The 21,174-nt window shown below is 76.1% G+C and carries 17 protein-coding genes; 8 read left to right on the top strand and 9 right to left on the bottom strand.

Going from position 1 to position 21,174, the window contains the following annotated elements; genetic code table 11:
* The first annotated feature begins 95 nt into the window (after positions 1 to 95).
* Positions 96 to 1,145, top strand: coding sequence for a lipoyl synthase (gene lipA / locus ACGFZ2_RS16910; protein ID WP_393262996.1), 1,050 nt, complete (start codon positions 96 to 98; stop codon positions 1,143 to 1,145).
* Positions 1,146 to 1,220: 75 nt separating this feature from the next.
* Here the strand turns inward: lipA and ACGFZ2_RS16905 are convergent, their stop codons facing one another.
* Both ACGFZ2_RS16905 and ACGFZ2_RS16900 read right to left on the bottom strand, forming a co-directional pair.
* Positions 1,221 to 4,415, bottom strand: a complete 3,195-nt coding sequence (locus ACGFZ2_RS16905; RefSeq protein WP_393454476.1) for an AAA family ATPase — start codon at positions 4,413 to 4,415, stop codon at positions 1,221 to 1,223.
* Positions 4,412 to 4,582 (bottom strand): hypothetical protein, encoded by a 171-nt coding sequence (locus ACGFZ2_RS16900; RefSeq protein ID WP_393263001.1) that lies wholly within the window; start codon positions 4,580 to 4,582, stop codon positions 4,412 to 4,414. The genes ACGFZ2_RS16905 and ACGFZ2_RS16900 overlap by 4 nt, the downstream gene beginning before the upstream one ends.
* 195 nt (positions 4,583 to 4,777) lie before the next feature.
* On the opposite strand from ACGFZ2_RS16900, the gene ACGFZ2_RS16895 reads away from it, so the two are divergent.
* Positions 4,778 to 5,467, top strand: coding sequence for a DUF4191 domain-containing protein (locus tag ACGFZ2_RS16895; RefSeq protein WP_350679779.1), 690 nt, complete (start codon positions 4,778 to 4,780; stop codon positions 5,465 to 5,467).
* Between the two features lie 192 nt (positions 5,468 to 5,659).
* Here ACGFZ2_RS16895 and ACGFZ2_RS16890 read toward each other — a convergent pair whose 3' ends face one another.
* Positions 5,660 to 6,061, bottom strand: a complete 402-nt coding sequence (locus tag ACGFZ2_RS16890) for an RDD family protein (RefSeq protein WP_393454473.1) — start codon at positions 6,059 to 6,061, stop codon at positions 5,660 to 5,662.
* Positions 6,062 to 6,324: 263 nt separating this feature from the next.
* Here ACGFZ2_RS16890 and glnA point away from each other — a divergent pair, with 263 nt between their 5' ends.
* From glnA to ACGFZ2_RS16875, 3 genes are all read left to right on the top strand, one after another.
* The gene (gene glnA, locus ACGFZ2_RS16885; protein ID WP_393454470.1) at positions 6,325 to 7,749 is read left to right on the top strand and encodes a type I glutamate--ammonia ligase; all 1,425 of its coding nucleotides are present in this window, start codon (positions 6,325 to 6,327) and stop codon (positions 7,747 to 7,749) included.
* Positions 7,750 to 7,976: 227 nt separating this feature from the next.
* Positions 7,977 to 8,342 (top strand): PadR family transcriptional regulator, encoded by a 366-nt coding sequence (locus ACGFZ2_RS16880; protein ID WP_393454467.1) that lies wholly within the window; start codon positions 7,977 to 7,979, stop codon positions 8,340 to 8,342.
* A complete protein-coding gene (locus ACGFZ2_RS16875) occupies positions 8,339 to 9,349 on the top strand; it encodes a hypothetical protein (protein ID WP_393454464.1) in 1,011 nt (336 codons plus the stop codon). The genes ACGFZ2_RS16880 and ACGFZ2_RS16875 overlap by 4 nt, the downstream gene beginning before the upstream one ends.
* A 162-nt stretch (positions 9,350 to 9,511) precedes the next feature.
* On the opposite strand, the gene ACGFZ2_RS16870 is transcribed toward ACGFZ2_RS16875, so the two are convergent.
* The 4 genes from ACGFZ2_RS16870 to mptB (ACGFZ2_RS16855) all read right to left on the bottom strand — a co-directional run bounded on the left by ACGFZ2_RS16870 (position 9,512) and on the right by mptB (ACGFZ2_RS16855) (position 13,331).
* Positions 9,512 to 9,892, bottom strand: coding sequence for a hypothetical protein (locus ACGFZ2_RS16870; protein WP_393454461.1), 381 nt, complete (start codon positions 9,890 to 9,892; stop codon positions 9,512 to 9,514).
* Positions 9,874 to 10,260, bottom strand: a complete 387-nt coding sequence (locus ACGFZ2_RS16865) for a hypothetical protein (protein ID WP_393454458.1) — start codon at positions 10,258 to 10,260, stop codon at positions 9,874 to 9,876. Before ACGFZ2_RS16865 ends, ACGFZ2_RS16870 begins: the two co-directional genes overlap by 19 nt.
* A gap of 121 nt (positions 10,261 to 10,381) precedes the next feature.
* The gene (gene mptB, locus ACGFZ2_RS16860) at positions 10,382 to 11,827 is read right to left on the bottom strand and encodes a polyprenol phosphomannose-dependent alpha 1,6 mannosyltransferase MptB (RefSeq protein WP_393454960.1); all 1,446 of its coding nucleotides are present in this window, start codon (positions 11,825 to 11,827) and stop codon (positions 10,382 to 10,384) included.
* Between the two features lie 103 nt (positions 11,828 to 11,930).
* On the bottom strand, positions 11,931 to 13,331 hold the full coding sequence (gene mptB, locus ACGFZ2_RS16855; RefSeq protein WP_393454455.1) for a polyprenol phosphomannose-dependent alpha 1,6 mannosyltransferase MptB: 1,401 nt from the start codon (positions 13,329 to 13,331) through the stop codon (positions 11,931 to 11,933).
* A 44-nt stretch (positions 13,332 to 13,375) separates the two neighbouring features.
* Between mptB (ACGFZ2_RS16855) and ACGFZ2_RS16850 the strand changes: the two genes are divergently transcribed.
* Both ACGFZ2_RS16850 and ACGFZ2_RS16845 read left to right on the top strand, forming a co-directional pair.
* On the top strand, positions 13,376 to 15,097 hold the full coding sequence (locus tag ACGFZ2_RS16850; RefSeq protein ID WP_393454452.1) for a hypothetical protein: 1,722 nt from the start codon (positions 13,376 to 13,378) through the stop codon (positions 15,095 to 15,097).
* 200 nt (positions 15,098 to 15,297) lie between these two features.
* Complete coding sequence (locus tag ACGFZ2_RS16845) at positions 15,298 to 15,948, top strand: SAM-dependent methyltransferase (RefSeq protein WP_393454449.1); 651 nt, start codon at positions 15,298 to 15,300, stop codon at positions 15,946 to 15,948.
* A gap of 79 nt (positions 15,949 to 16,027) precedes the next feature.
* On the opposite strand, the gene ACGFZ2_RS16840 is transcribed toward ACGFZ2_RS16845, so the two are convergent.
* Both ACGFZ2_RS16840 and ACGFZ2_RS16835 read right to left on the bottom strand, forming a co-directional pair.
* On the bottom strand, positions 16,028 to 19,051 hold the full coding sequence (locus ACGFZ2_RS16840; RefSeq protein ID WP_393454446.1) for a bifunctional [glutamine synthetase] adenylyltransferase/[glutamine synthetase]-adenylyl-L-tyrosine phosphorylase: 3,024 nt from the start codon (positions 19,049 to 19,051) through the stop codon (positions 16,028 to 16,030).
* A complete protein-coding gene (locus tag ACGFZ2_RS16835; protein WP_393454443.1) occupies positions 19,051 to 19,818 on the bottom strand; it encodes a type 1 glutamine amidotransferase in 768 nt (255 codons plus the stop codon). The genes ACGFZ2_RS16840 and ACGFZ2_RS16835 overlap by 1 nt, the downstream gene beginning before the upstream one ends.
* Before the next feature lie 223 nt (positions 19,819 to 20,041).
* Between ACGFZ2_RS16835 and ACGFZ2_RS16830 the strand changes: the two genes are divergently transcribed.
* Positions 20,042 to 20,917 carry an LD-carboxypeptidase gene (locus tag ACGFZ2_RS16830; protein WP_393263319.1) on the top strand — a complete coding sequence of 292 codons (876 nt, stop codon included), beginning with the start codon at positions 20,042 to 20,044 and terminating at the stop codon, positions 20,915 to 20,917.
* The last annotated feature ends 257 nt before the right edge of the window (positions 20,918 to 21,174 follow it).

The raw sequence follows: 21,174 nt of genomic DNA, 5'->3' as shown, positions 1-21,174 counted from the left end.
CCGTCACAGCTCTGCCGGGAACCGTAGCACCCCGCCGGCGCGTACTGTGACGCGATTTTCCCGCCTCCGGTGTCCGGCGTCACAAGGCTTCCGGCGTGACGCCGGTCGCCCGCGGTACATCGACGGCGGCCGTCGGGCGTAGGCTCGGTTTTGTGACGATCGAGCACTCCGCGCCGACGACCGGCCAGGTAGCGCGCACCGCGACGCCCGCCCCCGAGGGGCGGCGTCTGCTCCGCATCGAGGCGCGCAACGCCGAGACGCCGATCGAGCGCAAACCACCGTGGATCAAGGTCAAGGCCAAGATGGGGCCGGAGTACACCCAGCTGCGCGGGCTCGTCTCGCGCGAGGGGCTGCACACCGTCTGCCAGGAGGCCGGCTGCCCCAACATCTACGAGTGCTGGGAGGACCGGGAGGCCACCTTCCTCATCGGTGGCGACCAGTGCACCCGGCGCTGCGACTTCTGCCAGATCGACACCGGCAAGCCGGCCGAGTTCGACGCCGACGAGCCGCGCCGGGTGGCCGAGTCGGTGGTCTCGATGGGCCTGCGCTACGCGACCATCACGGGCGTGGCCCGGGACGACCTGCCCGACGGCGGCGCCTGGCTCTACGCCGAGACCGTCCGGCAGATCCACGCCCTCCAGCCCGGCTGCGGCGTGGAGCTGCTGATCCCCGACTTCAACGCGGTGCCCGAGCAGCTCGCCGAGGTCTTCGGCGCCCGGCCGGAGGTGCTCGCGCACAACGTGGAGACCGTGCCGCGCATCTTCAAGCGGATCCGGCCGGCGTTCCGCTACGAGCGCTCGCTGGACGTGATCCGGCAGGCCCGCGCCGACGGGCTGGTCACCAAGTCCAACCTGATCCTGGGCATGGGCGAGGAACGCGCCGAGGTCTCCCAGGCGCTGCGTGACCTGCACGACGCCGGCTGCGAGCTGATCACCATCACGCAGTACCTGCGCCCCTCCCCGCGGCACCACCCGGTCACCCGCTGGGTGAAGCCGGAGGAGTTCGTCGAGCTGCGCGAGGAGGCCGAGGAGATCGGCTTCGCGGGCGTGATGAGCGGGCCGCTGGTGCGCTCGTCGTACCGGGCCGGCCGGCTCTACCGGCAGGCGCTGGAGGCCCGCGAGGGCACCCAGGTCACCGCGGGCTGACCCACCCCGGCCGGCGCGCCGGCACCGCCGCACGTCGCGACGAGCCTCCGCCCCCGGGCGACCCTCGATCGAGGGTCAGCGGGGGGCGGTGGGCTCGCCGAGCAGGCCGAGGCGGTGGGCCAGCGCGGCGGCCTCCACGCGGTTGCTCACGTCGAGCTTGGCGATGATCCGGGAGACGTGCACGCTGGCCGTCTTCGGCGAGATGAAGAGCTGCTCGGCGATCCGGCTGTTGCTGTGCCCCTCCGCGACCAGGCGCAGCACCTCCCGCTCGCGCAGGGTGAGCAGGTCCGCGCCGGGGCGGCCCCGGGTGGCCCCGCGCAGGCCGACCCGGCGGGCCAGCGTGGCGGCCTGCTCCGCGAGCGGCGCCGCGCCGAGCCGATCGGCGATCGCGGCGGCCTCGCCCACCGCCGCCGCCACCTCGTCCCGCTCCCCCGCCGCGGCCGCCGCCTCGGCGAGCGCCAGCAGCGCGCGTCCGAGCGGGTACGGCTGCCCGTCCGCCCGCCACGCCGCGACCGCCGCCCGCCACGCCGCAAGCGCCTGATCACCAGCCGTCAGGAGGGCGCCCACCTGGGCGGCGTGCGCCCGCTCGGCCGGGCAGCGGGCCGGCAGGCCGGCGGCGAGCGCGGACACCGCGGCGGCCAGCTCGGGGTCGCCGGCCCGGGCGGCCGTGCGGGCGACGGCGCTGAGCACCGGCCAGCCCTCGCGGGGTAGCTGCGGCAGGCGCTCGTCGGCCAGCGCCGCGTGGGCCGCGCGTACGGCCTCGGCGGGGTCGTCGGCCGCCAGCGCCGCCTCGATCCGCAGCTCCCGCAGCGGCAGCCGGTGGTTCGGCCACAGGTAGGGCCGGGCCAGGAAGCCGAGGGCGCGGCCCACCAGTTCGTCCGCGGCGGGGTGGCCCCGGGCCAGCCGCAGGCCGGCGCGGAGCTGGAGCCAGTGCAGCCCCGACACGCCCGGCAGGTCGATCCGGGCGGCGTCCGCGCAGGCGGCGTCGGCCTCGTCCCAGCGGCCCAGGGCGATCAGCGCCTCGGCCTGGTTCGACAGCAGGTAGGCGCCGGTGGAGCGGCTGATGCCGACCCGCCGCGCCTCGGTCACCCCGGCGGCGGCCGCGTCGGCCGACTCGGCGTACCGGCCCAGCTCGAAGAGCACGTCGGAGAGGTGGACCAGGGCGCTCACCAGCGCCGGCGCGTTCCCGGCCGCGCGGGCCCGTTCCGCCACCCGGCGCAGCTCGGCCAGGCCGAGGTCGACCGAGGCCGCGGTGCGGCAAAGCAGCACGATCCGGGCCGGCAGCAGCTCCAGGTCCTCGCCGAGCGCCTCGGCCGCCGCCGTCGCCTCGGCCGCGAGCGCGCCGGCCTGCTCGGGGTCGATCCTGATCAGGTGCGCCGCGATGTCGGCGAGGAGCCGGACCCGCTCCGGCCCGTCCGGCACCCCCGAGGCCAGCCGGTACGCCTCCCGCAGCTCCGTCGTGCCGTCGCTCTTGCCGAGCATGGCCAGCATCCGGCCGCGCCGGTCCAGCAGCCGCGCGGCGCGCAGCGGCTCGGCGTCGGTGTCCACCTCGGCCAGGGCGGCCCGGGTGAGGGTGAGCGCGCGCTGGTAGTCGCCGGCGGTGGTGGCCGCCGCGATGGTCTCCTCCAGCACCGCGAGGTGGTCCATGTCGAGCCGGTCGGCCGCGTCGGGCACCAACTCCCACAGCTCCAGCACCCGCTCCAACAGCCGGCTCTGCTCCGCGTACGCGTACCGGTCGGCGGCGGCGCGGGCGGCGGTGCGGGCGGTCACCAGGGCGCGGGGGTGGTCGTGGGCGGCGTACCAGTGGTGGGCGATCTCGGCCGGGGCGCGGCCGGCGACGACCAGGTGCGGCTGCGCCTCGATGGCCGCCGCGAAGCGGGCGTGCAGCCGGGCGTGCTCACCGGGCAGCAGCTCGTCGTGCACCGCCTCGCGGACCAGGGCGTGCCGGAACTCGTAGTCGCCCTCCGGGTCGGCCACGACGAGCTGGGCGGCGACGGTGGCGCGCAGCGCGTCCTCCAGCTCGGGCTCGGGCAGCCCGGCCACCTCGGCGATGAGCTGGTGGGCGAAGCGGGTGCCGCCGGCGGCCGCGATGCGCAGCACCCGCTGGGCCGGGTCGGGCAGCCGGTCCACCCGGGCCAGCAGCAGGTCGCGCAGCGTCTCGGGCAGCGCGGCGCAGCCGACCGGGCCGCCGGCCGCGGCCAGTTCCTCGATGAAGAACGGGTTGCCCTGGGTGCGGTCGTGGATGTGGTCGACCGCCCGGGCGAGCGGCTCGGTGCCGAGCAGGTCGGCCAGGATCGCGCCGGTGCCGTCCCGGTCGAGGCGGCCCAGCTCGATCCGTTCGACGCCGCGGGCCCGGTCCAGCTCGGCGAGGAAGGGCCGCAGCGGGTGCCCGCGGTGCAGCTCGTCGGTGCGGTAGGTGCAGACCAGCAGCAGCCGGGCGGTGCGGGCGGCCCGCACCAGGAAGGCGATGAGGTCGCGGGTGGACCGGTCGGCCCAGTGCAGGTCCTCGATCACCAGCACCAGGGGCTGCCCGGCGGCGAGCCGCTCGAACAGCTCGGCGACCAGGTCGAACAGGTAGCCGCGCGGGGCGTCCGAGACCGGCGCCGGGGCGGGCGCGGCGACACCGACCGGCCCCCGGGCCAGCTCCGGCAGGAGGCGGGCGAACTCCGCCTCGTACCCGTCGAAGACGCCGGGGCCGTCGCGGCGCAGCACCGCGCGCAGCGCCGCCGCGAACGGCGCGAAGGGCAGGCCGGCCTCGCCGAGTTCGAGGCACTGGCCGACCAGCAGGCGGGCCCCGGCGTCGGTGGCCGACCGGCCGAACTCCTCCGTCAGCCGGGTCTTGCCCACCCCGGCCTCGCCGCCGACCAGCACGGTGGTCGGCTCGCCGGCGCGGGCCCGGGCGAGGGCGTCGCGCAGGGCCGCGAGTTCCGGCTGTCGGCCCACGAGGACGGTGCTGGCGGCGCGTGCGGTCACGGCACCGAGCATGCCACGCCCCTCGCCGCCCTCGATTCCGCTGACCGGCCGGCCGGCGACCGACGGCCCGGCCGTCGCCTGGGCAGGCTGCCCGCCGGACGGCGGAGCGGGCCCGCTGGACGGCGCGGGCCGCGGCGGGGCGCCGGCCCCCGCCGGGACGGTGACGGTCCCCTGCGGGAGGGTGACGGCCCTCGACGGGTCGGTGGCGGCCCCCGGCGGGTCGGTGGCGACCCTCGACAGCACGGCGACGGCCCCCGCCGGCACGATGGCGGCCGCCGGGGGCGCGGGGGCGCTCACCGGCGGACGGCGCCGGCGCGGCCCGGGTGCTGCCACCGGCTGAGCCAGCCGCGCGTGGAGCGGCGTGGCAGGGCACGGGCGAGCCGGTCGGCCGCGGCATCGGCGCGCAGCTCGGCGGCGTGCGTACGGTGGATGGAGAGGATGAAGTCCGCGTCGGTGCCGAACATCTCGGGCTCCCTGAGGTCGTCGTCGCTGTCGACTCTGACTCTCCGCGCGAAGGTGCCCACGGGGCATGGGTAAGCCGCCTGATCTTCGCCCGCTCCCCCGCCTTACTCCCCACCGCTGGGGGTGGTACGGCGGCGTAAGGTACTCAGCCCGGCCGCGGGTGATCGCGGCGTGCGGCGACCACTAGACTCAGCGGCATGGCAAAGCCCCAGGAGAAGGTCTCGTTCGGCCAACGGCTGAAGCAGATCGGGATGGTGTTCAAGTTCACCGCCAAGCAGGACAGGTGGTTCGCCCCGCTGGCCGCCGGCGCGGTGCTGATCCCGCTCGCGCTCACCGTGGTCGCGGTCCTGCTCTGGGGCTGGATCTGGCTGCCGCTGGGCATCCTGCTCGCCCTGCTCTGCCTGCTGATCGTGCTCAACCTGCGGTCCAACCGGGCGATGATGAACGCGGCCGAGGGGCAGCCGGGCGCGGCGGCCCAGATCATGGAGAGCATGCGCGGCGACTGGCGGGTCACCCCGGCCGTCAGCTCCACCACCCAGATGGACATGGTCCACCTGGTCATCGGCCGGCCCGGCGTGATCCTGCTGGCGGAGGGCAACCCGCAGCGGGTGCGCGGCCTGCTCGGCCAGGAGAAGCGACGGCTTGCCAAGGTCATCGGCAACGCACCGCTGCACGACTACGTGATCGGGCAGGAGGAGGGCCAGCTGCCGGTCCGCAAGTTGCGGATGACCCTGATGCGGCTGCCGCGCACGCTCAGCGGCAAGGACGTCAACTCCCTCGACAAGCGGCTCAAGGCGCTCACCGCCCGCCCGCAGATGCCCAAGGGCGCGATCCCGAAGAACATGCGGCCCCCGCGCGGCGCGTTCCGCCAGTCGCGCGGCCGCTGACCCACGGGACGTACGCAACGAGAGCCGGGCCCTGTCGGGCCCGGCTCTCGCGTCTCTCCCTCCCCACCCCCGCGCGTCTCGGTCCTCGGCGATCCGGCAGTTTCGGCCCTATCTCTGCCGCTCATGCCCCGTTCGTCCGGGCAGGAAGTACAAGATCGCGGGAGGAGGGACGGACGGGGAGGGGCTGGGGGGTCAGGGGCGGGAGGCGTCGGTGACGACCGATCCCGCGAGGCGGTCGTGCAGGCCGCGGCGGTGGTTGTCCATCAGCAGGGCCGGCACGACGAGGGCGAGCAGCACGCCGCGCAGCAGCGCCCGGACGAGGCCGATGCGCCCGCCGTCGGCCCAGGCGACGCAGCGGATCTTCGTGATGAACATGCCCGGCGTCTGGGCGAACAGCCCGAGGAAGAAGCCGTACTCCAGGATCAGCACCAGCACGGGCGCCCACCCGTCGCGGACCGGGTCTGCGAAGCCCCGGGCGGCGAGGAGGCAGAGCACCCAGTCGATCACCAGCGCGCCGAACCGGCGGCCCAGGCTGGGCGGAGTGAAGGCGGGATCGGACGCGGGCGGCACGGGGCGGTCAGGCGGGTTGCTCACAACGGTCAAGGGTATCCAGGGCGTACGGGCGGCTCGGGGACGGCCGCGAGCACCCCGAGCGCAAAAAGGGACCAAAGCGAGCAAGTGTCAATACACTGGCACAGCCGGTGGTGTTCCGTCACCCGCTCGCCCCCGCCGGAGCAGCGCGGATGACGCTCCGCGAGGGACGTAACACGGCAGAAACACTCAAGACACGGCCGGGCAACCGCGCGGCCATAGCGTCGCCAAGAGCCCAGCCACCCGTGGACGTGCCAGGAGGACGTGTGTTCGCCAATCCCGAGGAACTCCTGCGATACCTCAAGAACGAGGACGTGAAGTTCGTCGACGTACGTTTCTGTGACCTGCCCGGCGTGATGCAGCACTTCAACCTGCCGGTCGAGTCCGTCGACGACGAATTCTTCACCGAGGGCCTGGCCTTCGACGGTTCGTCGATCCGCGGTTTCCAGGCGATCCACGAGTCGGACATGCTCCTGCTCCCGGACGTCGCCACCGCCTTCATCGACCCCTTCCGGGCGCAGAAGACCCTCGCGCTCAACTTCTTCATCCACGACCCGTTCACCCGCGAGGCCTACAGCCGGGACCCGCGCAACGTGGCGAAGAAGGCCGAGGCGTACCTGGCGGCCAGCGGCATCGCCGACACCGCCTACTTCGGCGCGGAGGCGGAGTTCTACATCTTCGACTCCATCCGCCACGAGACCTCGGCGCACCAGTCGTTCTACTACATCGACTCGGTCGAGGGCGCCTGGAACACCGGCCGCGAGGAGCCGGGCGGCAACCGCGGCTACAAGACCCCGTACAAGGGCGGCTACTTCCCGGTGCCGCCGGTGGACCACTACGCCGACCTGCGCGACAGCATCGTGCGCCGGCTGGTCGACACCGGGTTCACCGTGGAGCGCTCGCACCACGAGGTGGGCACCGCCGGCCAGTCCGAGATCAACTACCGGTTCTCGACCCTGCTGCACGCGGCCGACCAGCTCCAGCTCTTCAAGTACATCGTGAAGAACGAGGCGTGGGCCAACGGCAAGACCGCCACCTTCATGCCGAAGCCGCTCTTCGGCGACAACGGCTCCGGCATGCACACCCACCAGAGCCTGTGGCTGAACGGCGAGCCGCTGTTCTACGACGAGACCGGCTACGCCGGCCTGTCGGACATGGCCCGCTGGTACATCGGTGGCCTGCTGCACCACGCCCCGTCGCTGCTGGCCTTCACCAACCCGACGGTCAACTCGTACCGCCGGCTGGTGCCGGGCTTCGAGGCGCCGGTCAACCTGGTCTACTCGCAGCGCAACCGCTCCGCCTGCACCCGCATCCCGGTGACCGGCAGCAACCGGAAGGCCAAGCGCGTCGAGTTCCGCGTGCCGGACCCGTCGGCCAACGTCTACCTGGCCTTCTCGGCGATGATGATGGCCGGCCTGGACGGCATCAAGAGCAAGATCGAGCCGCCGGCGCCGATCGACAAGGACCTGTACGACCTGCCGCCGGAGGAGTGGGGCGACGTCAAGCAGGTGCCGGGCTCGCTGCCCGAGGTGCTCGACGCGCTGGAGGCCGACCACGACTACCTGCTCGACGGCGGCGTCTTCACGCCCGACCTGATCTCCACCTGGGTCGAGTGGAAGCGGACCAACGAGGTCGACCCGGTGCGCCTGCGCCCGACCCCGCACGAGTTCGCCATGTACTTCGACTGCTGACCCACGCGCTCCATCAGCACCGGCCGGGGGGGGGCCCCCCCCCCCCCCGCGCCCGCGCCGCCCGGGCCCCCCCGGCCCCCCCCCCCCCGGGCGGGGGGGGGGGGGGGGGGGGGCCCCCCCCCCCCCCCCCCCCCCCCCCGGGGGGGGCCCCCCCCCCCCGCGGGGGGGCCCCCCCCCGGCCGGGTAACAGCCACCGGCATACCTTCGCGTCCGTTATATTGCGGGGCGTGGACACTCCGCTGCGCGAACCCACCTTCCTGATCCTCACCGCGCTGGCCGGCGAGCCGATGCACGGCTACGGCCTGATCGGCGAGGTCGCCGCCCTCTCCGACGGGCGCGTGGCGCTGCGGCCGGGCACCCTCTACGGCGCGCTCGACCGGCTGGTCGACGCCGGCCTGGTGGAGGTCGACCGGGAGGAGGTGGTGGACGGGCGGCTGCGCCGCTACTACCGCCTCTCCCCCACCGGCGACGCCACCCTCACCGCCGAGACCGAGCGCCTGCGCCGCAACGTCGAGGCGGCCACCGCCCGGCTGCGCACCCGCGCGGCGAAGGCCCGGCCGACGGCGCCGCGCGTCGCGGGAGGGCTGGCATGACGGACCTGGAACGCCGCTACCTGCGCCTGCTGCTCGCCTATCCCGCCGACTACCGGCGGGCGCGCGGCGCCGAGATCGTCGGCACGTACCTCGACCTGGCCGGGCCGGAGCGGCGCTGGCCCTCCCCGGCGGACGCCGCGGACCTGCTGCGCGGCGGCCTCCGCCAGCGGCTGCGGGCCGCCGGGGCCGCCGACCTGATCCCGGGCGTACGCCTCGCCGCCGTCCTCGCCTTCCTCACCGCGACCGCGCTGGCGGCGGCCTGGTCGGTGCTGGAACTGCACCCGCCACCGGCGCGGTGGGGCGTGCCGAGCGCCGGGCCGTTCGTCTCGCTCGGGATCGGCGTGTGGGCCGCCTGGCTGCTCGCCGCGGCGGTGCACGCGGTGGCACCGGGCCGCTGGACCCGCCGCGCCGTGGCCCTCGCCCTGCTACTCACGGCGGCGGTCGTGCCGGTCGCGGCCCTCGCCGGCCTGCCCCGCCCGCCGCTGTACGTGCTGCTGCCGCAGGTCGGGCTGGGGCTGCTGGCGCTCGGCCTACCCGAGCGGCTTCCGGTGGCGGTTCGGGCAATGCCCCTGCTCGCCGTCGTCGCCGCCGGTGTCGCGCAGGTCAACCTGCTGCCCCGCAACGACTTGTTCGTCAACACATACGGTTGGACGGCGAGTCGGATCCTGCCCGGCGCCGCCGTGGTGCTGCTCGTGGTGGTGCTTCTGCTCGGCACGGGTCTGGCGCTACGCGCCGACCCCCGTGGCGGCTGGGCGCTGCTGACGCTGCTCACCCCGCTGGGCCTGCTCTCGCTGCACACCCTGGCCGGCATAGTGGACGGCCTGCTGAATGGCGCGCCCGAACCGGACTGGTCCGCGCTCGCCGCGACGGCCGTCGTGGTCGGCCTGGCCGGCCCCGTGCTGCTACCGCTGGCGATCGCCCTGCGCCAGCGCGTGCGCCGGCCCGGCCCGGTCGGATCCGGCGACCGCTGCCCGACCTGCGGGCACACCGCCGAGCGGATGCCGTAGGCCAGCGGCACAGCACCCGCGCGGTCGGTGGAACGCCATGGCTGTCACAGGAGGGTTTTGACAGCCATGGCGTTCCACTCGACGCGGCCGATCCGCGGCGGCGAGTGGCGGCGCGGATGGGCACTCGCCGCGGGGTCGGCTCGCGCGGTGACGGGAGAGCGGTCAGCGCAGGGCGTTCTCCCATGCCTCGGTGTGGGCGTCGAGGTGTTCGGCGGTGGCCAGCCAGTACGGGCCGTCCTCGGTCCAGATCCGGGCCCACGGCTCACGCTGCTGTTCCGCGCCCTCGCGCAGCAGGTCGTACATGGCCCGGGCGCGGCGACCCAGCATGGCGGCCAGGGCCGGGCGGGACGCCTCGTCCAGGCGATAGCCGTCGGCGAAGGCGCGCAGCCGGGCCGCCGACTCGGCCACCGGCCGGTCCGGGCGCAGGCCGGCCGTGCTCTGCGCGGCGTACGCGAGGTCCCACAGCCGCGAACCCGGCGCGGCAGCGTCCCAGTCGATCAGCACCCAGCCCCGGTCCGCCCTGATCAGGTTCCACGGGGCCACGTCGTTGTGGCAGGCGAGTTCCTCCCGGTCCGGAGGGATGAGCCGCTGCCACGCCGCGCGGCCGGCGGGGTGAACCCGGCCAGCGCCTCGTGCAGCTCGGCCAGCATCCGGCCGATCGCGAACAGGTCCACCACCGGGTACGTGCCCGACGCCGCGCCGACCTCGCCGGGGACGTACTCCAACACCTGCCGGCCCTGCGCGTCCCGACCCAAAGGTCGGGGCGCGCCGGAGAATCCCACCTCGTGCAGGTGTTCCAGCAGGGCGTCCACCGCGTCGCTCCAGGGGCCGGCCGGACGGCGCACGGTGTCGCCGACGCGCACCACGCCGGCGGTGGCGTTGCCCGACAACGGTTCCTCGGCTGCGCTCATCCCACGATCATGGACCCGTGCGCCGGGACGCGGCACCGGCCCGGAGGCCGAGACGCGCCGCACGGACCCTCAGCCGAGACGCGCCGCACGGCCCCTCAGCCGAGACGCGCCGCACGGACCCTCAGCCGAGACGCGCGGCACGGGACCGGCGCAGCCGGAGCAGGCCCCACACCGCCAGCCCGACGACCAACGCGGTCATCGCCAGCGCGCCCGGGGCCTTGCTGAACCGGGCCAGGCTGGCGCCGTCGGGCAGGGTGAGGAAGGCCGCCGCCGCGCAGGGCAGCACGAACCAGGTGGTCCGGGTCGCGGCGACCGCGAGCAGGGCCAGCGGCCAGGTGGCGTACCAGGGGTGGAAGACCGGCGCGAGGAGGACCGTGGCGGCCAGCGCCAGCCCCGCGCCGAGCAGGGCCACCCGGGGGCGGGCGGCGTCCAGGCGGGCCACCCGCTGCCGGACGTCGTTCAGCCCGCGCAGCTCCGACCAGGCCCGCCACCACAGCGCCGCCACGAGCACGGCGAGCAGCAGCAGCGCCGCCGCGCGGGTAACCGGCACCGCGGCCGGGTCCCGGCCGACGAGCCCGCCCGTGTAGTCGACGACGAAGCCCACCGCCGTCGGCGGGGACGTCCACTGCTCGGAGTCGCCGCTGCGGCTCAGCCCGCCCACCCAGCCGAGCCCGAGCCCGGACAGCAGCGAGGCGACCGCCACCGCGCCGAGCGCCCCGCCGGCCAACCACCCGGCGTCGCGCAACAGCGCCCGGACGGTGTAGCGGCCCAGCACCGCGGCCAGCGCCGCGAAGGGGAGCACCACCACGGCGGTGGCCTTCACCGTCACCGCCAGCCCGAGTAGCGCCCCGGCCACCAGCAGCGGCTTCGGCTTGCCGGGCCGGCGGACCAGCACCAGCAGGCCCAGCAGCAGCAGGCCGAGCATCACCGCGTCGTTGTGCGCGCCAGCCACCAGGTGCACCCCGACCAGCGGGCAGGCCAGCACCAGCCAGGCCGCCCGGCGGGTGGGCACGCCGGCCGCCCGGGCCAGCCCCGGCAGGCAGAGGGCGGCCAGCAGCAGCCCGGCGACGGAGACCAGCCGGAGCGCCACGACCGTACCCACCAGGCCGCCGCCGAGGGTCACGGCGAGCGCGGCGAGCAGCACGAAGAACGGCCCGTACGGCGCGGGCGTGTCCCGCCAGAGCGGCGCGACCGACTCCACCCAGGGGCAGCCGGCCTCGGCCACCCCGGTCGCGTACGGGTCGACACCGTGCGCATACGCCCAGCCCTGGCAGGCGTAGGAGTAGACGTCCCGGCTGCCCAGCGGCGGGGTGACCAGCAGCGGCAGCGCCCACAGTCCGGCGGTCAGGTACGCCCACCGCGTCGACGGCGCGCCCCGGCGCAGCGCCCACCAGGCGCCGACCAGCAGGGCCGTGCCGACCAGCCAGGCGCCCAACACCGGCGGCCCGGTGTCCGACCGCCAGCGGTCCGCCGGGGTGGCGTCCAGCGGGATCGACGGCAGCGCCCCACCCAGCCAGCCGGCGACGGCCAGCAGCACCGCCCCGGCCAGGCCGGCGTACCGGGCCAGGCGGGCGGCGCCGGGCGTCGGCGGGGTGTCGGGCGAGGTGGGCCGCGAGGTGACGGGCGGGGTCGGCGGCGGGGAGCCGGGAGTGGTCACCGGCGTCCTCTCCTCAGTCCACGGCGGCCGGCCGGCGGGCCACCCGAGCCGACCGTACCAAGCGGACGGCCACCACGATCACCAACAGCGTCATCAGCGGGGCGCCGACCGTCTTGCTGTACCGGGCCAGCCCGGTGCCGTCCGCGAGGACCAGGAACGCCGAGACCACCGCGACGACCGCGAACCAGCCGGTGCGCCGCGACGTGGCCGCGAGCACGGCCAGCGGCCACGTCCAGTACCAGGGGTGGAACAGCGGGGCGAGCGCGACGGTGGCGGCCAGCGCCAGGCCGGCGTGCCACAGCGGCTCCCGGGTGCGGGCCCGCCACCACAGCCAGATCAGCACCAGCGCGAGCACGGCCATCCCGATCCCCCGGGTGACCGGCAGCGGGTCGCCGTGCCAGCCGAACGGCGCGGCGAGGTAGGCGACGGTCTGCCCCACCGCCGTCGACGGCGAGGTCCACGCGATCACCAGGCCGCCCTGCTCCAGCCCGGTGACCCAGCCGAAGCCGAGGCCGGTGGCGAGGGTCGCGCCGACGACCGCCGCGAGCGCCCCGCCGACCACCCACCCGCCGTCGCGGAGCAGCGCCCTGATCGAGTACGCCCCGACGATCGCGGCGAGCGCCGCGAACGGCACCACCACCAGCGCGGTGATCTTGACGGCGGCGGCGAGGCCGAGCAGCGCTCCCCCGGCGAGCAGCGGACCGGGGCGGCCCGGCCGGGCCGCCACCACCGCCAGCCCGCCCACGAGCAGCCCCACCATCAGGGCGTCGTTGTGCGCCCCCGAGACCAGGTGCACCCCGATCAGCGGCGAGCCCAGCGCCAGCCAGACCGCCCGGCCGGCCGGCACGCCGCAGCGCCGGGCCAGCACCGGCAGGCCGGCCGCGGTCAGCCCCACCCCGGCCACCGCGAGCAGCCGGAACAGCACGATGCTGCCGTACAGCGACCCGGTCGCCTCCACCACCGCCCCGGCGAGCAGCACGAACAGCGGCCCGTACGGCGCCGACGTGTCCCGCCAGATGTAGGAGATGGTGTCCAGCCACGGGCACGGTAGCGCCGAGACGCCCTGCTCGTACGGGTTGATGCCGGCGGAGTAGCTGGCGCCCTGGCAGGCGTACGCGTAGACGTCCCGGCTGCCCAGCGGCGGCGCGACCAGCAGCGGCAGCAGCCAGAGCCCGACGGTGACCAGGGCCCACCGGGTCGACGGCACCCGGCCGCGCAGCGCCCACCAGGCGTACGCCATCAGGCCGGTGCCGACCGCCCAGGCGGCGATGATCAGCGGGCCGTGCGGGCCCTGCCAGATGCTGACCGGGGTGGGGCGCAGGTCGCCGTCGGGCAGCGCTCCGCCGAGGAACGCGGCCACGGCGAGCAGCGTCGAGCCGGCCAGGCCGATCCAGCGCGCGAGGTGGTGAGGCACGCCGGACATGCTGCCAGTACGGTGGTCGCGGTACGGAGGTGGGCATGCGGCGCAGTCGGGTGGTGGCGGTGGCCGCCGCGTCCGCCGTGCTCCTCGGCGTGACGTGTCTCGCCCTCCCGCCGACCGGTTCCGACCTCGCCGCGCAGGTCGCCCGGGCCGACTTCTTCGCCGCCCACGGCCTCGCCCCGGTCGACCTGCGGTGGTACGGCGGGGTCCAGCAGTTCGGCTACAGCCTGCTCTCCCAGCCGGTGATGGCGCTGCTCGGGGTGCGGGTCACCGGCGCGCTGGCGCTGGTGGCGGCGGCGACCGCGTTCGCGGCGCTGCTGGTGCGCACCGGGGTGCCGCGGCCGCTGCTCGGCAGCCTGGTCGGGGTCGTCACCATCGCCGGCAACCTGGTCTCGGGCCGGGTGACGTACGGCCTCGGGGTGGCCTTCGGCCTCGGCGCGCTGCTCGCCCTCACCCTCCCCCGCGGCCCGGCCGCACCAACCGACGCCCGGCGGCTGCTGGTGACCACCGGCCTGGTCGACTCCGGCCCGGACCGGCGGGCGCGGCGACGGCAGCTCGCGCGGCTCGGGCTGGCGGTCGCCGGGGCGCTGCTGGCCTCGGCGACGAGCCCGGTGGCGGGCCTCTTCGTCGGCCTGGCCGGCGCGGCGCTGCTGCTCACCCGCCGGTACGCCGACGGCCTGGCGCTCGGCGTCGCCGCCGCGCTGCCGCTCGGGGCGACCGCGCTGCTCTTCGGCGACGGCGGCTGGATGAACATCAGCCGCACCGACACGCTGCGCGCCGTGCTGACCAGCCTGCTGGTCGCCGCGCTGGTGGCGTACCGGCCGGTGCGCGTGGGTGCGCTGCTCTCGGCGGCCGGGGTGCTGGCGGCGGCGCTGGCGCACACCCCGGTCGGGCTGAACGCCACCCGGCTGGCCGTCATGTTCGCCCTTCCGCTGCTGGCTGCCGCCGCCCGCCCCCCGGCCCGGCTGACGCGGTGGTGGGCCCGACGCGGCCGGGGTGCGGCGGGCTCGGCCCGGCCGTCACCCGGGGGCTCCTCGGCCCGCTCGCCGTCGCAGGGGCGGGGCACGGTCCGGGGCCGCGTCGCGCTGGCCGCGCTGCTGGTGGCGGTGTGCTGGTGGCAGCCGCCGGTGCCCCCCGCCGACCTGCGCAGCGTCGACGACCCGACCGGCCGGGCCGCGTACTTCGCGCCGCTGCGGGAGTTCCTCGACGGGCAGCGGCTCACCGGCCGGGTCGAGGTGCCGCCGACCCGCAACTACTGGGAGGCGGCGAGGCTGGGCGAGGTGCCGCTGGCCCGGGGCTGGCTGCGGCAGGCCGACATCGACCGGAACCCCCTCTTCTTCACCACCGTCCCGGGCGCGGCCGGCACCGGGGTGCCGCTGACCGCCGCGAGCTACCGGGACTGGCTGGCCGAGAACGCGGTGCAGTTCGTCGCGGTGCCGGACGCCCCGCTGTCGTGGGTGGGGCGGGCCGAGGCCGAGCTGGTCACGGGCGGCCTGCCGTATCTCACGCCCGTCTGGTCCGGCCCGCACTGGCGGGTCTGGGCGGTCGCCGAGCCGACCCCGATCGTCGGCGCGCCGGCCGACCTCGTCGCGCGGGACGGCGCCTCGGTGACCTTCCAGGCGCCGGCCGCCGGCACGGTGCCGGTCCGGGTGCGGCACAGCCGCTGGCTGACCGCCTCCGGCGGCGCCACCGTCGCCGCCGACGGCGACTGGACCGCGGTGACCGTGCCACGCGCCGGAACGTACCGCCTCGGCAGCTGACCAGGGCGTCTCCCGTCTTTTTGCCACCTCGGCAACGTTTCTTGCTCCCTCCGCCGGCGGCGCGCACGATCGACGCGACAGGTCACCGAGGGCAGCGCACAGGAGGACGAGACGTGCACCACGAGGCGACGGCCGGAGACCCCCGGCAGGGCCACCATCATCATCACCACCACCAACACCATGACGCTCCGGCGGCGCCGGTGGTCGCCCCACGGCCGCACCCGGACGTGGACGACGAGACCGCGCGGTTCTGGGAGGAGCTCTACCAGCGGCGCGACCGGGTCTGGAGCGGCCGGGCGAACCCGGTCCTGGTCGAGGTCGCCGGGGCGCTGCCGGCCGGCGCCGTGCTGGACCTCGGCTGCGGTGAGGGCGGCGACGCGATCTGGCTGGCCGGGCAGGGCTGGCGGGTGACCGCGGTCGACGTCGCCGAGACCGCCCTCGCCCGGGCTTCCGAGGAGGCGTCCGCCGCCGGGGTCGCCTCCCGCATCGAGTTCCGCCGGCACGACCTCACCCGGACCTTTCCGCCGGGCTCGTTCGACCTGGTCTCCGCCCAGTTCCTCCAGTCGCCGCTGGAGTTTCCCCGGGCACGGCTGCTCCAGTCGGCGGCCCGGGCCGTGGCCCCCGGCGGCCGGCTGCTCGTCGTCGAGCACGGCGAGGTCCCGCCGTGGGGGCGCGCCAACCACCCGGACGTGCGCTTCCCCACCCCGCAGGAGACCTTCGCGTCGCTCGACCTCGACCCCGACCGGTGGCACACCGAACGGCTCGACGCGTCCCGCCGCCAGGCCACCGGCCCGGACGGCGAGACCGGGACTCTGGTCGACAACGTGGTGCTGGTCCGCCGCACGCGGTAGCTTCGGCGGCGGCCGGAGCACCCCGGCCGGGCCGCTGCCGGCCGGCACGGACTCGATCAGCCTGCCGGGCCCGGCCGGCTCAGGCGTCGAGGACCCGTTCCATCGCCGCGCGGGAACGGCGGCCGGTGCGCAGGTACTCGTCGAGGAACTCGCCGGGATCGTCCCGGCCGAGTAGCCGGACCACCCCGGCCAGCTCGACGCCGTGCCGGGGCAGCTGGTCACCGGCCCGGCCGCGCACCAGCATCAGCGCGTTGCGGACCTGCGCGGCCAGGGTCCAGCCGGCCGCCATCTCGGTGGCGTCCGTCGGGTCGACCAGGCCCGCGTCCCGGGCCGCCGCGAGGGCGTCGAGCGTACGCGTGCCGCGCAGCTCCGGGACCGTCCCGGCGTGCCGGAGCTGGAGCAGCTGCACCGCCCACTCGACGTCGGCGAGGCCGCCCCGCCCGAGCTTGGTGTGGGTGGCCGGGTCGGCGCCCCGGGGCAGCCGCTCGTGCTCCACCCGCGCCTTGATCCGCCGGATCTCCACCACCTGCTCGCGGGTCAGCCCGTCGGCCGGGTAGCGGACCGGGTCGACCATCGCCTCGAACTCCGCGCCGAGGTCGGCGTCGCCGCAGACGAACCGGGCGCGCAGCAGCGCCTGCGCCTCCCACACCTTCGACCAGCGGGCGTAGTACTGCGCGTACGCGGCGAGGCTGCGCACCAGCGGGCCCTGCCGGCCCTCCGGGCGCAGGTCGGCGTCCACGCCCAGCGGCGGGTCGGGCGCGGGCATGCCGAGCAGCCGGCGCAGTTCCTCGGCGATCGCGTGGGCGGCGGCGCTCGCCGTGCCGGCCGCGTTCCCGCCGGCCGGGGGATCGTAGACGAAGAGCACGTCGGCGTCGGAGAGGTAGTTCGACTCGTACCCGCCCAGGCGGCCCATGCCGATCACGGCGAAACGCAGCCCCGGCATGGGCGGCTGGGCCGCCCGGGCGGCCCGCAGCGCCGCGGCCAGGGTGGCGTCGGTGACGTCGGCGAGCGCGGTACCCACGGCGGTGACGTCGGCGAGGCCGAGCGCGGCCCGCCCGCCGTCGGGCCGGGGCGGCGACGGGGCCAACGAGCCGGCCCGGCTCAACAGGTCGGCGCAAGCGACGCGGACCAGCTCCCGGCGGCGCAGCGCGCGGATGGCCCGGGTGGCCTCGACGGGGTCGGCGTGCCGGGCCGCCGCGGCGGCGAAGCCCTCGCAGAGCACCCCCCTCGGCCGGGGGGTCAGCTCGCTCTCCTCGGCCAGCATCCGCAGCGCCTCCGGCTCGCGGGCCAGCAGGTCGGCGGCGTACCGGGAGGAGGAGAGCACCCGGGCCAGCCGGCGGGCCACCGGCCCGGAGTCGCGCAGCAGGCGCAGGTACCAGGGCGTGCTGCCGAGCTTGTCGGAGACCTGCCGGTAGTTGAGCAGGCCGCGGTCCGGCTCGGGGGCGTCAGCGAACTCGCTGAGCAGCACCGGCAGCAGGGTGCGCTGGATGGCCGCCGTGCGGCTCACCCCGCCGGTGAGCGCCTGGAGGTGCCGCAGCGCCCCGGCCGGGTCGGCGAAGCCGAGGATCTCCAGCCGGTGCCGGGCAGCCTCCGGGGTCAGCCGCAGCCCGTCGGCCGGCACCCGGGCCACCGACTCCAGCAGCGGCCGGTAGAGCAGCTTGGCGTGCAGCCGGCGTACCTCGGTGGCGTGGGTGACCCACTCGGCGCGGAACTCCTCGACGGCGCTGCGGCCCGGCGTGGCCGCGTAGCCCAGCGCGGCGGCCAGCCAGCGCAGCGCGGCCGGCTCCGTCGGCACGGTGTGGGTGCGGCGCAGCCCCTGGAGCTGAAGGCGGTGCTCGACGCCGCGCAGGAAGCGGTAGCCGCCCAGCAGCGCCTCCCCGTCGGCCCGGCCGACGTAGCCGCCGGCGACGAGCGCGCGCAGCGCCGGGACGGTGCCGGGCACCCGCAGCGACTCGTCGCCCCGGCCGTGCACCAGTTGCAGCAACTGGACGGCGAACTCGATGTCGCGCAGCCCGCCGGGGCCGCGCTTGATCTCGCGCTCCAGTTCCTTCGGCGGGATGTTGTCGATGATCTTCCGCCGCATGGCGCGGACGTCCTCGACCGCCTCGGGGCGCTCGGCGGCGCGCCACACCAGCGGGGCGAGCTGGTCGATCCACTCCCGGCCCAGCGTCAGGTCGCCGGCCGCCGGCCGGGCCTTGAGCAGCGCCTGGAACTCCCACGTCCGCGCCCAGCGCCGGTAGTAGGCGAGGTGGCTGGCCAGGGTCCGCACGAGCGGGCCACGGTTGCCCTCCGGCCGCAGGGCGGCGTCGACCGGCCAGGCGACCAGCCCGCAGACGTGGATCAGCCGGGTGGCGACCGTGGTGGCCGCGGCAAGGTCGTCGTCCTGCGCGGCCACGAAGATCACGTCGACGTCGGAGACGTAGTTCAGCTCGTCGCCGCCGCACTTGCCCATCGCCACGACGGCGAGCCGGGGCCGGGGGGTGCCCTCCGGCAGCTCGCCGACGGCGATCTCGTACGCCGCCGCGAGGGTCGCGTCGGCCAGCGCGGAGAGCGCGGCCATGGTCTGCTCCAGGCCCCGGCCGTCGGTCAGGTCGGCCGCCGCGATCCGCAGCAGCGCCAGCCGGTACGCCCTGCGCAGCACCGCGACCGGCTGCCCGACGCCGGACAGGTCGAGCCGGCCCTCGGCGGTCGGCGCGAGCCCGTCCGGGGCGGTGCGCAGGGCCGCCCACTGGTCGGGGTTGGCGACCAGGTGGTCGCCCAGCGCCGAGGAGGCACCGAGGACGGCGATCAGCCGGTGGCGCAGCCCCGGGTCGTGCGCGAGCGCCTCCAGCAGCGCCGAACCGGCGGCTGCCGGACTGGCGGCCCGGCGCTCGGCCTCGACGATGCGGTGCAGCTGGCGCAGCGCCAGGTCCGGGTCGGCGGCCCGGGAGAGCGCGGCGAGCAACTCCGCCGCACGGTCGTCGGTCGGCTCCTGCACGTCCGGCCGCCACAGGCCCAGCCCGTCGGGGCCGAGCAGGTCGGCGGCGCGGGTGGCGCCGTCGCCGCCGACGATGCCGAACCCGTAGCGGGCGAGCCGTCCCGCGGCGCTGGTCGGCCGGCTCATCACTGCCCGAGCAGCGGCAGGCTGCGGCGGGACGGGTCGTCGCCCAGCTCGCCGAGGGCCAGCGCGGCGAACCGGGCGGCGAACGGCTGCCAGACCTCCTCGACGTCGACCATCACCGCGTGGCAGGCCGCCACCACCAGGTCCGGGTCGTAGCCCAGCTCGGCCAGCAGCGTCGAGTCGGCGGCCCAGTCGGCGATCATCGCGGTGTCGCACTCGATGTGGAACTGCAACCCCCAGGCCCGGTCACCGAGGCGGAACGCCTGGTGCGGGTAGCGGGTGGAGGCGGCCAGCAGGGTGGCGCCCCGGGGCAGCTCGGTGATCTCGTCGGAGTGCCACTGGAGCACGTCGGGGATCAGCGGGACGTAGCGGAACAGCGGGTCGGCGTCGGCGGCGTCCCGCTTGCCGACCACGCCGGGCCCGACCTCCGGCCCGGACGCGCTGCGCGCGACCTCGCCGGCGTGGGCGGTGGCCAGCAGCTGCGCGCCCAGGCAGATACCGAGGGTGGGCACCCGGTGCCGGACGGCCTTGCGGAGCAGCCCCTCGACGGCGGGGAACCAGGGCGCGCCGGGTGCGCCATCGGGCAGCGGATACGCCTGCTGCTCGCCGCCCAACACCACCAGCGCGGAGTATCCCTCCAGGTCGGCGGGGAGCTGGTCGCCGGCGTGCGCGCGTACCACCCACAGGTCGAGACCCGCCTCGGTCAGCCACTCGCCGAGCCGGCGGACGTCGTCGGTCGGGTCGTTCTCGATCACCAAAGCGGTAGCCACGACGTCGAGGCTAGCCGGTGACTCGGGCGGGCCCCGAACGCCTCCGCCGGCGCGGCGGCGGCCCCGACGGCCGACCGGACCAGCCGTCCCACGCTCGGCGGAGTGAGCCGACCCGTACGTGGACCGTGCCCCGCCGCGACTAGGCTCTGCCGCTGTGGCCGACCATGCCAGCACGACTCCCACCGCCGTACGACCGCCGGTGCTGCGCCCCGGCGACACGGTGATGCTGGTGTCGCCGTCGGGGCCGACCCGGCCCGAGCGGGTGGCCCGGGGCATCGAGCTGCTCACCGGCTGGGGGCTGCGGCCGGTGCTGGCGCCGAACGCGTACGCCCGGCAGGGTTACCTGGCCGGCGCGGACGAGCTGCGCGCCGCCGACCTGAACGCGGCGTTCGCCGACCCCGAGGTGCGCGGGGTGATCTGCACGCGGGGCGGGTACGGCGCGCAGCGGATCGTCGACGCGATCGACATGGCCGCCGTACGTCGGGACCCGAAGGTGGTCGCCGGGTTCTCGGACATCACCGCGCTGCAGCTCGCGCTGTGGCGGGGCGCCCGGCTGGCCGGCGTGCACGGCCCCGGGGCGGCCTGGCTGGACGAGCGCACCCCGCTGCGTTCGGCCGAGTCGCTGCACGCCGCCCTGATGACCACCGAGCCGGTGACGGTGCCGGCCGTCGCCGAGGAGGAGACGTTCCCGGTGCGGGTGCCCGGGCGGGCCAGGGGCCCGCTGCTGGGCGGCAACCTCTGCCTGATTGTGGCGTCGCTGGGCACCCCGGACATGCCGGACCTGACCGGGGCGGTCCTGTTGGTCGAGGACGTGCAGGAGCCGCCGTACAAGGTGGACCGGATGCTCACCCAGCTCCGCCGGGCCGGCGCGCTGGACGGGCTGGCCGGGGTGGCGGTCGGTCAGTTCACCGGCTGCGCGGACGGCTGGTCGACCAGCGTCGCCGACGTGCTCTCCGAGCGCCTCGGCGACCTCGGCGTCCCGGTCCTCGGCGGCCTGCCCGTCGGCCACGGCGTCGGCCAGCTCACCGTCCCGGTCGGCACCGACGCCACCCTCGACACGACGACGGCCACCCTCACAATCACCCCCGCCGTCCACTAACCCCCCCACCCCCACCCCCACCCCCGGCCCCCCACCCCCCGGCCCAGCGTGGTTGATCATGAAGTTATTGGTGCGAAATGCCGGAATCGGCGCCAATAACTTCATGATCAACGGGGAGATTCCCGGGGGTGGGCGGGAGGGTGGGAGGGAGGGGGGTGGGGTTAAGGGACGTCTCGTAACTGGGTCTCGCGTCCATCGTGGATCATGGTGGGGTGCAGGTGATCTCGGCAGCCCGCCCGGAGTGGATCTTCCCGTTC

Origin of the sequence: Micromonospora sp. NPDC048063 (assembly GCF_043202855.1) — a bacterium.
Taxonomy (GTDB): Bacteria; Actinomycetota; Actinomycetes; order Mycobacteriales; family Micromonosporaceae; genus Micromonospora.
The sequence above is the reverse complement of the archived record's forward strand: the minus strand, read 5'-3'. Positions and strand labels throughout refer to the sequence as shown.

Coding starts and splice junctions, on each gene's coding strand:
- ACGFZ2_RS16865 (WP_393454458.1), bottom strand. CDS start 10,260: ATGAGCGCAGCCGAGGAACCGTTGTCGGGCAACGCCACCGCCGGCGTG.
- ACGFZ2_RS16850 (WP_393454452.1), top strand. CDS start 13,376: ATGCGGCGCAGTCGGGTGGTGGCGGTGGCCGCCGCGTCCGCCGTGCTC.
- ACGFZ2_RS16895 (WP_350679779.1), top strand. CDS start 4,778: ATGGCAAAGCCCCAGGAGAAGGTCTCGTTCGGCCAACGGCTGAAGCAG.
- ACGFZ2_RS16840 (WP_393454446.1), bottom strand. CDS start 19,051: ATGAGCCGGCCGACCAGCGCCGCGGGACGGCTCGCCCGCTACGGGTTC.
- ACGFZ2_RS16830 (WP_393263319.1), top strand. CDS start 20,042: ATGCTGGTGTCGCCGTCGGGGCCGACCCGGCCCGAGCGGGTGGCCCGG.
- ACGFZ2_RS16875 (WP_393454464.1), top strand. CDS start 8,339: ATGACGGACCTGGAACGCCGCTACCTGCGCCTGCTGCTCGCCTATCCC.
- ACGFZ2_RS16900 (WP_393263001.1), bottom strand. CDS start 4,582: ATGTTCGGCACCGACGCGGACTTCATCCTCTCCATCCACCGTACGCAC.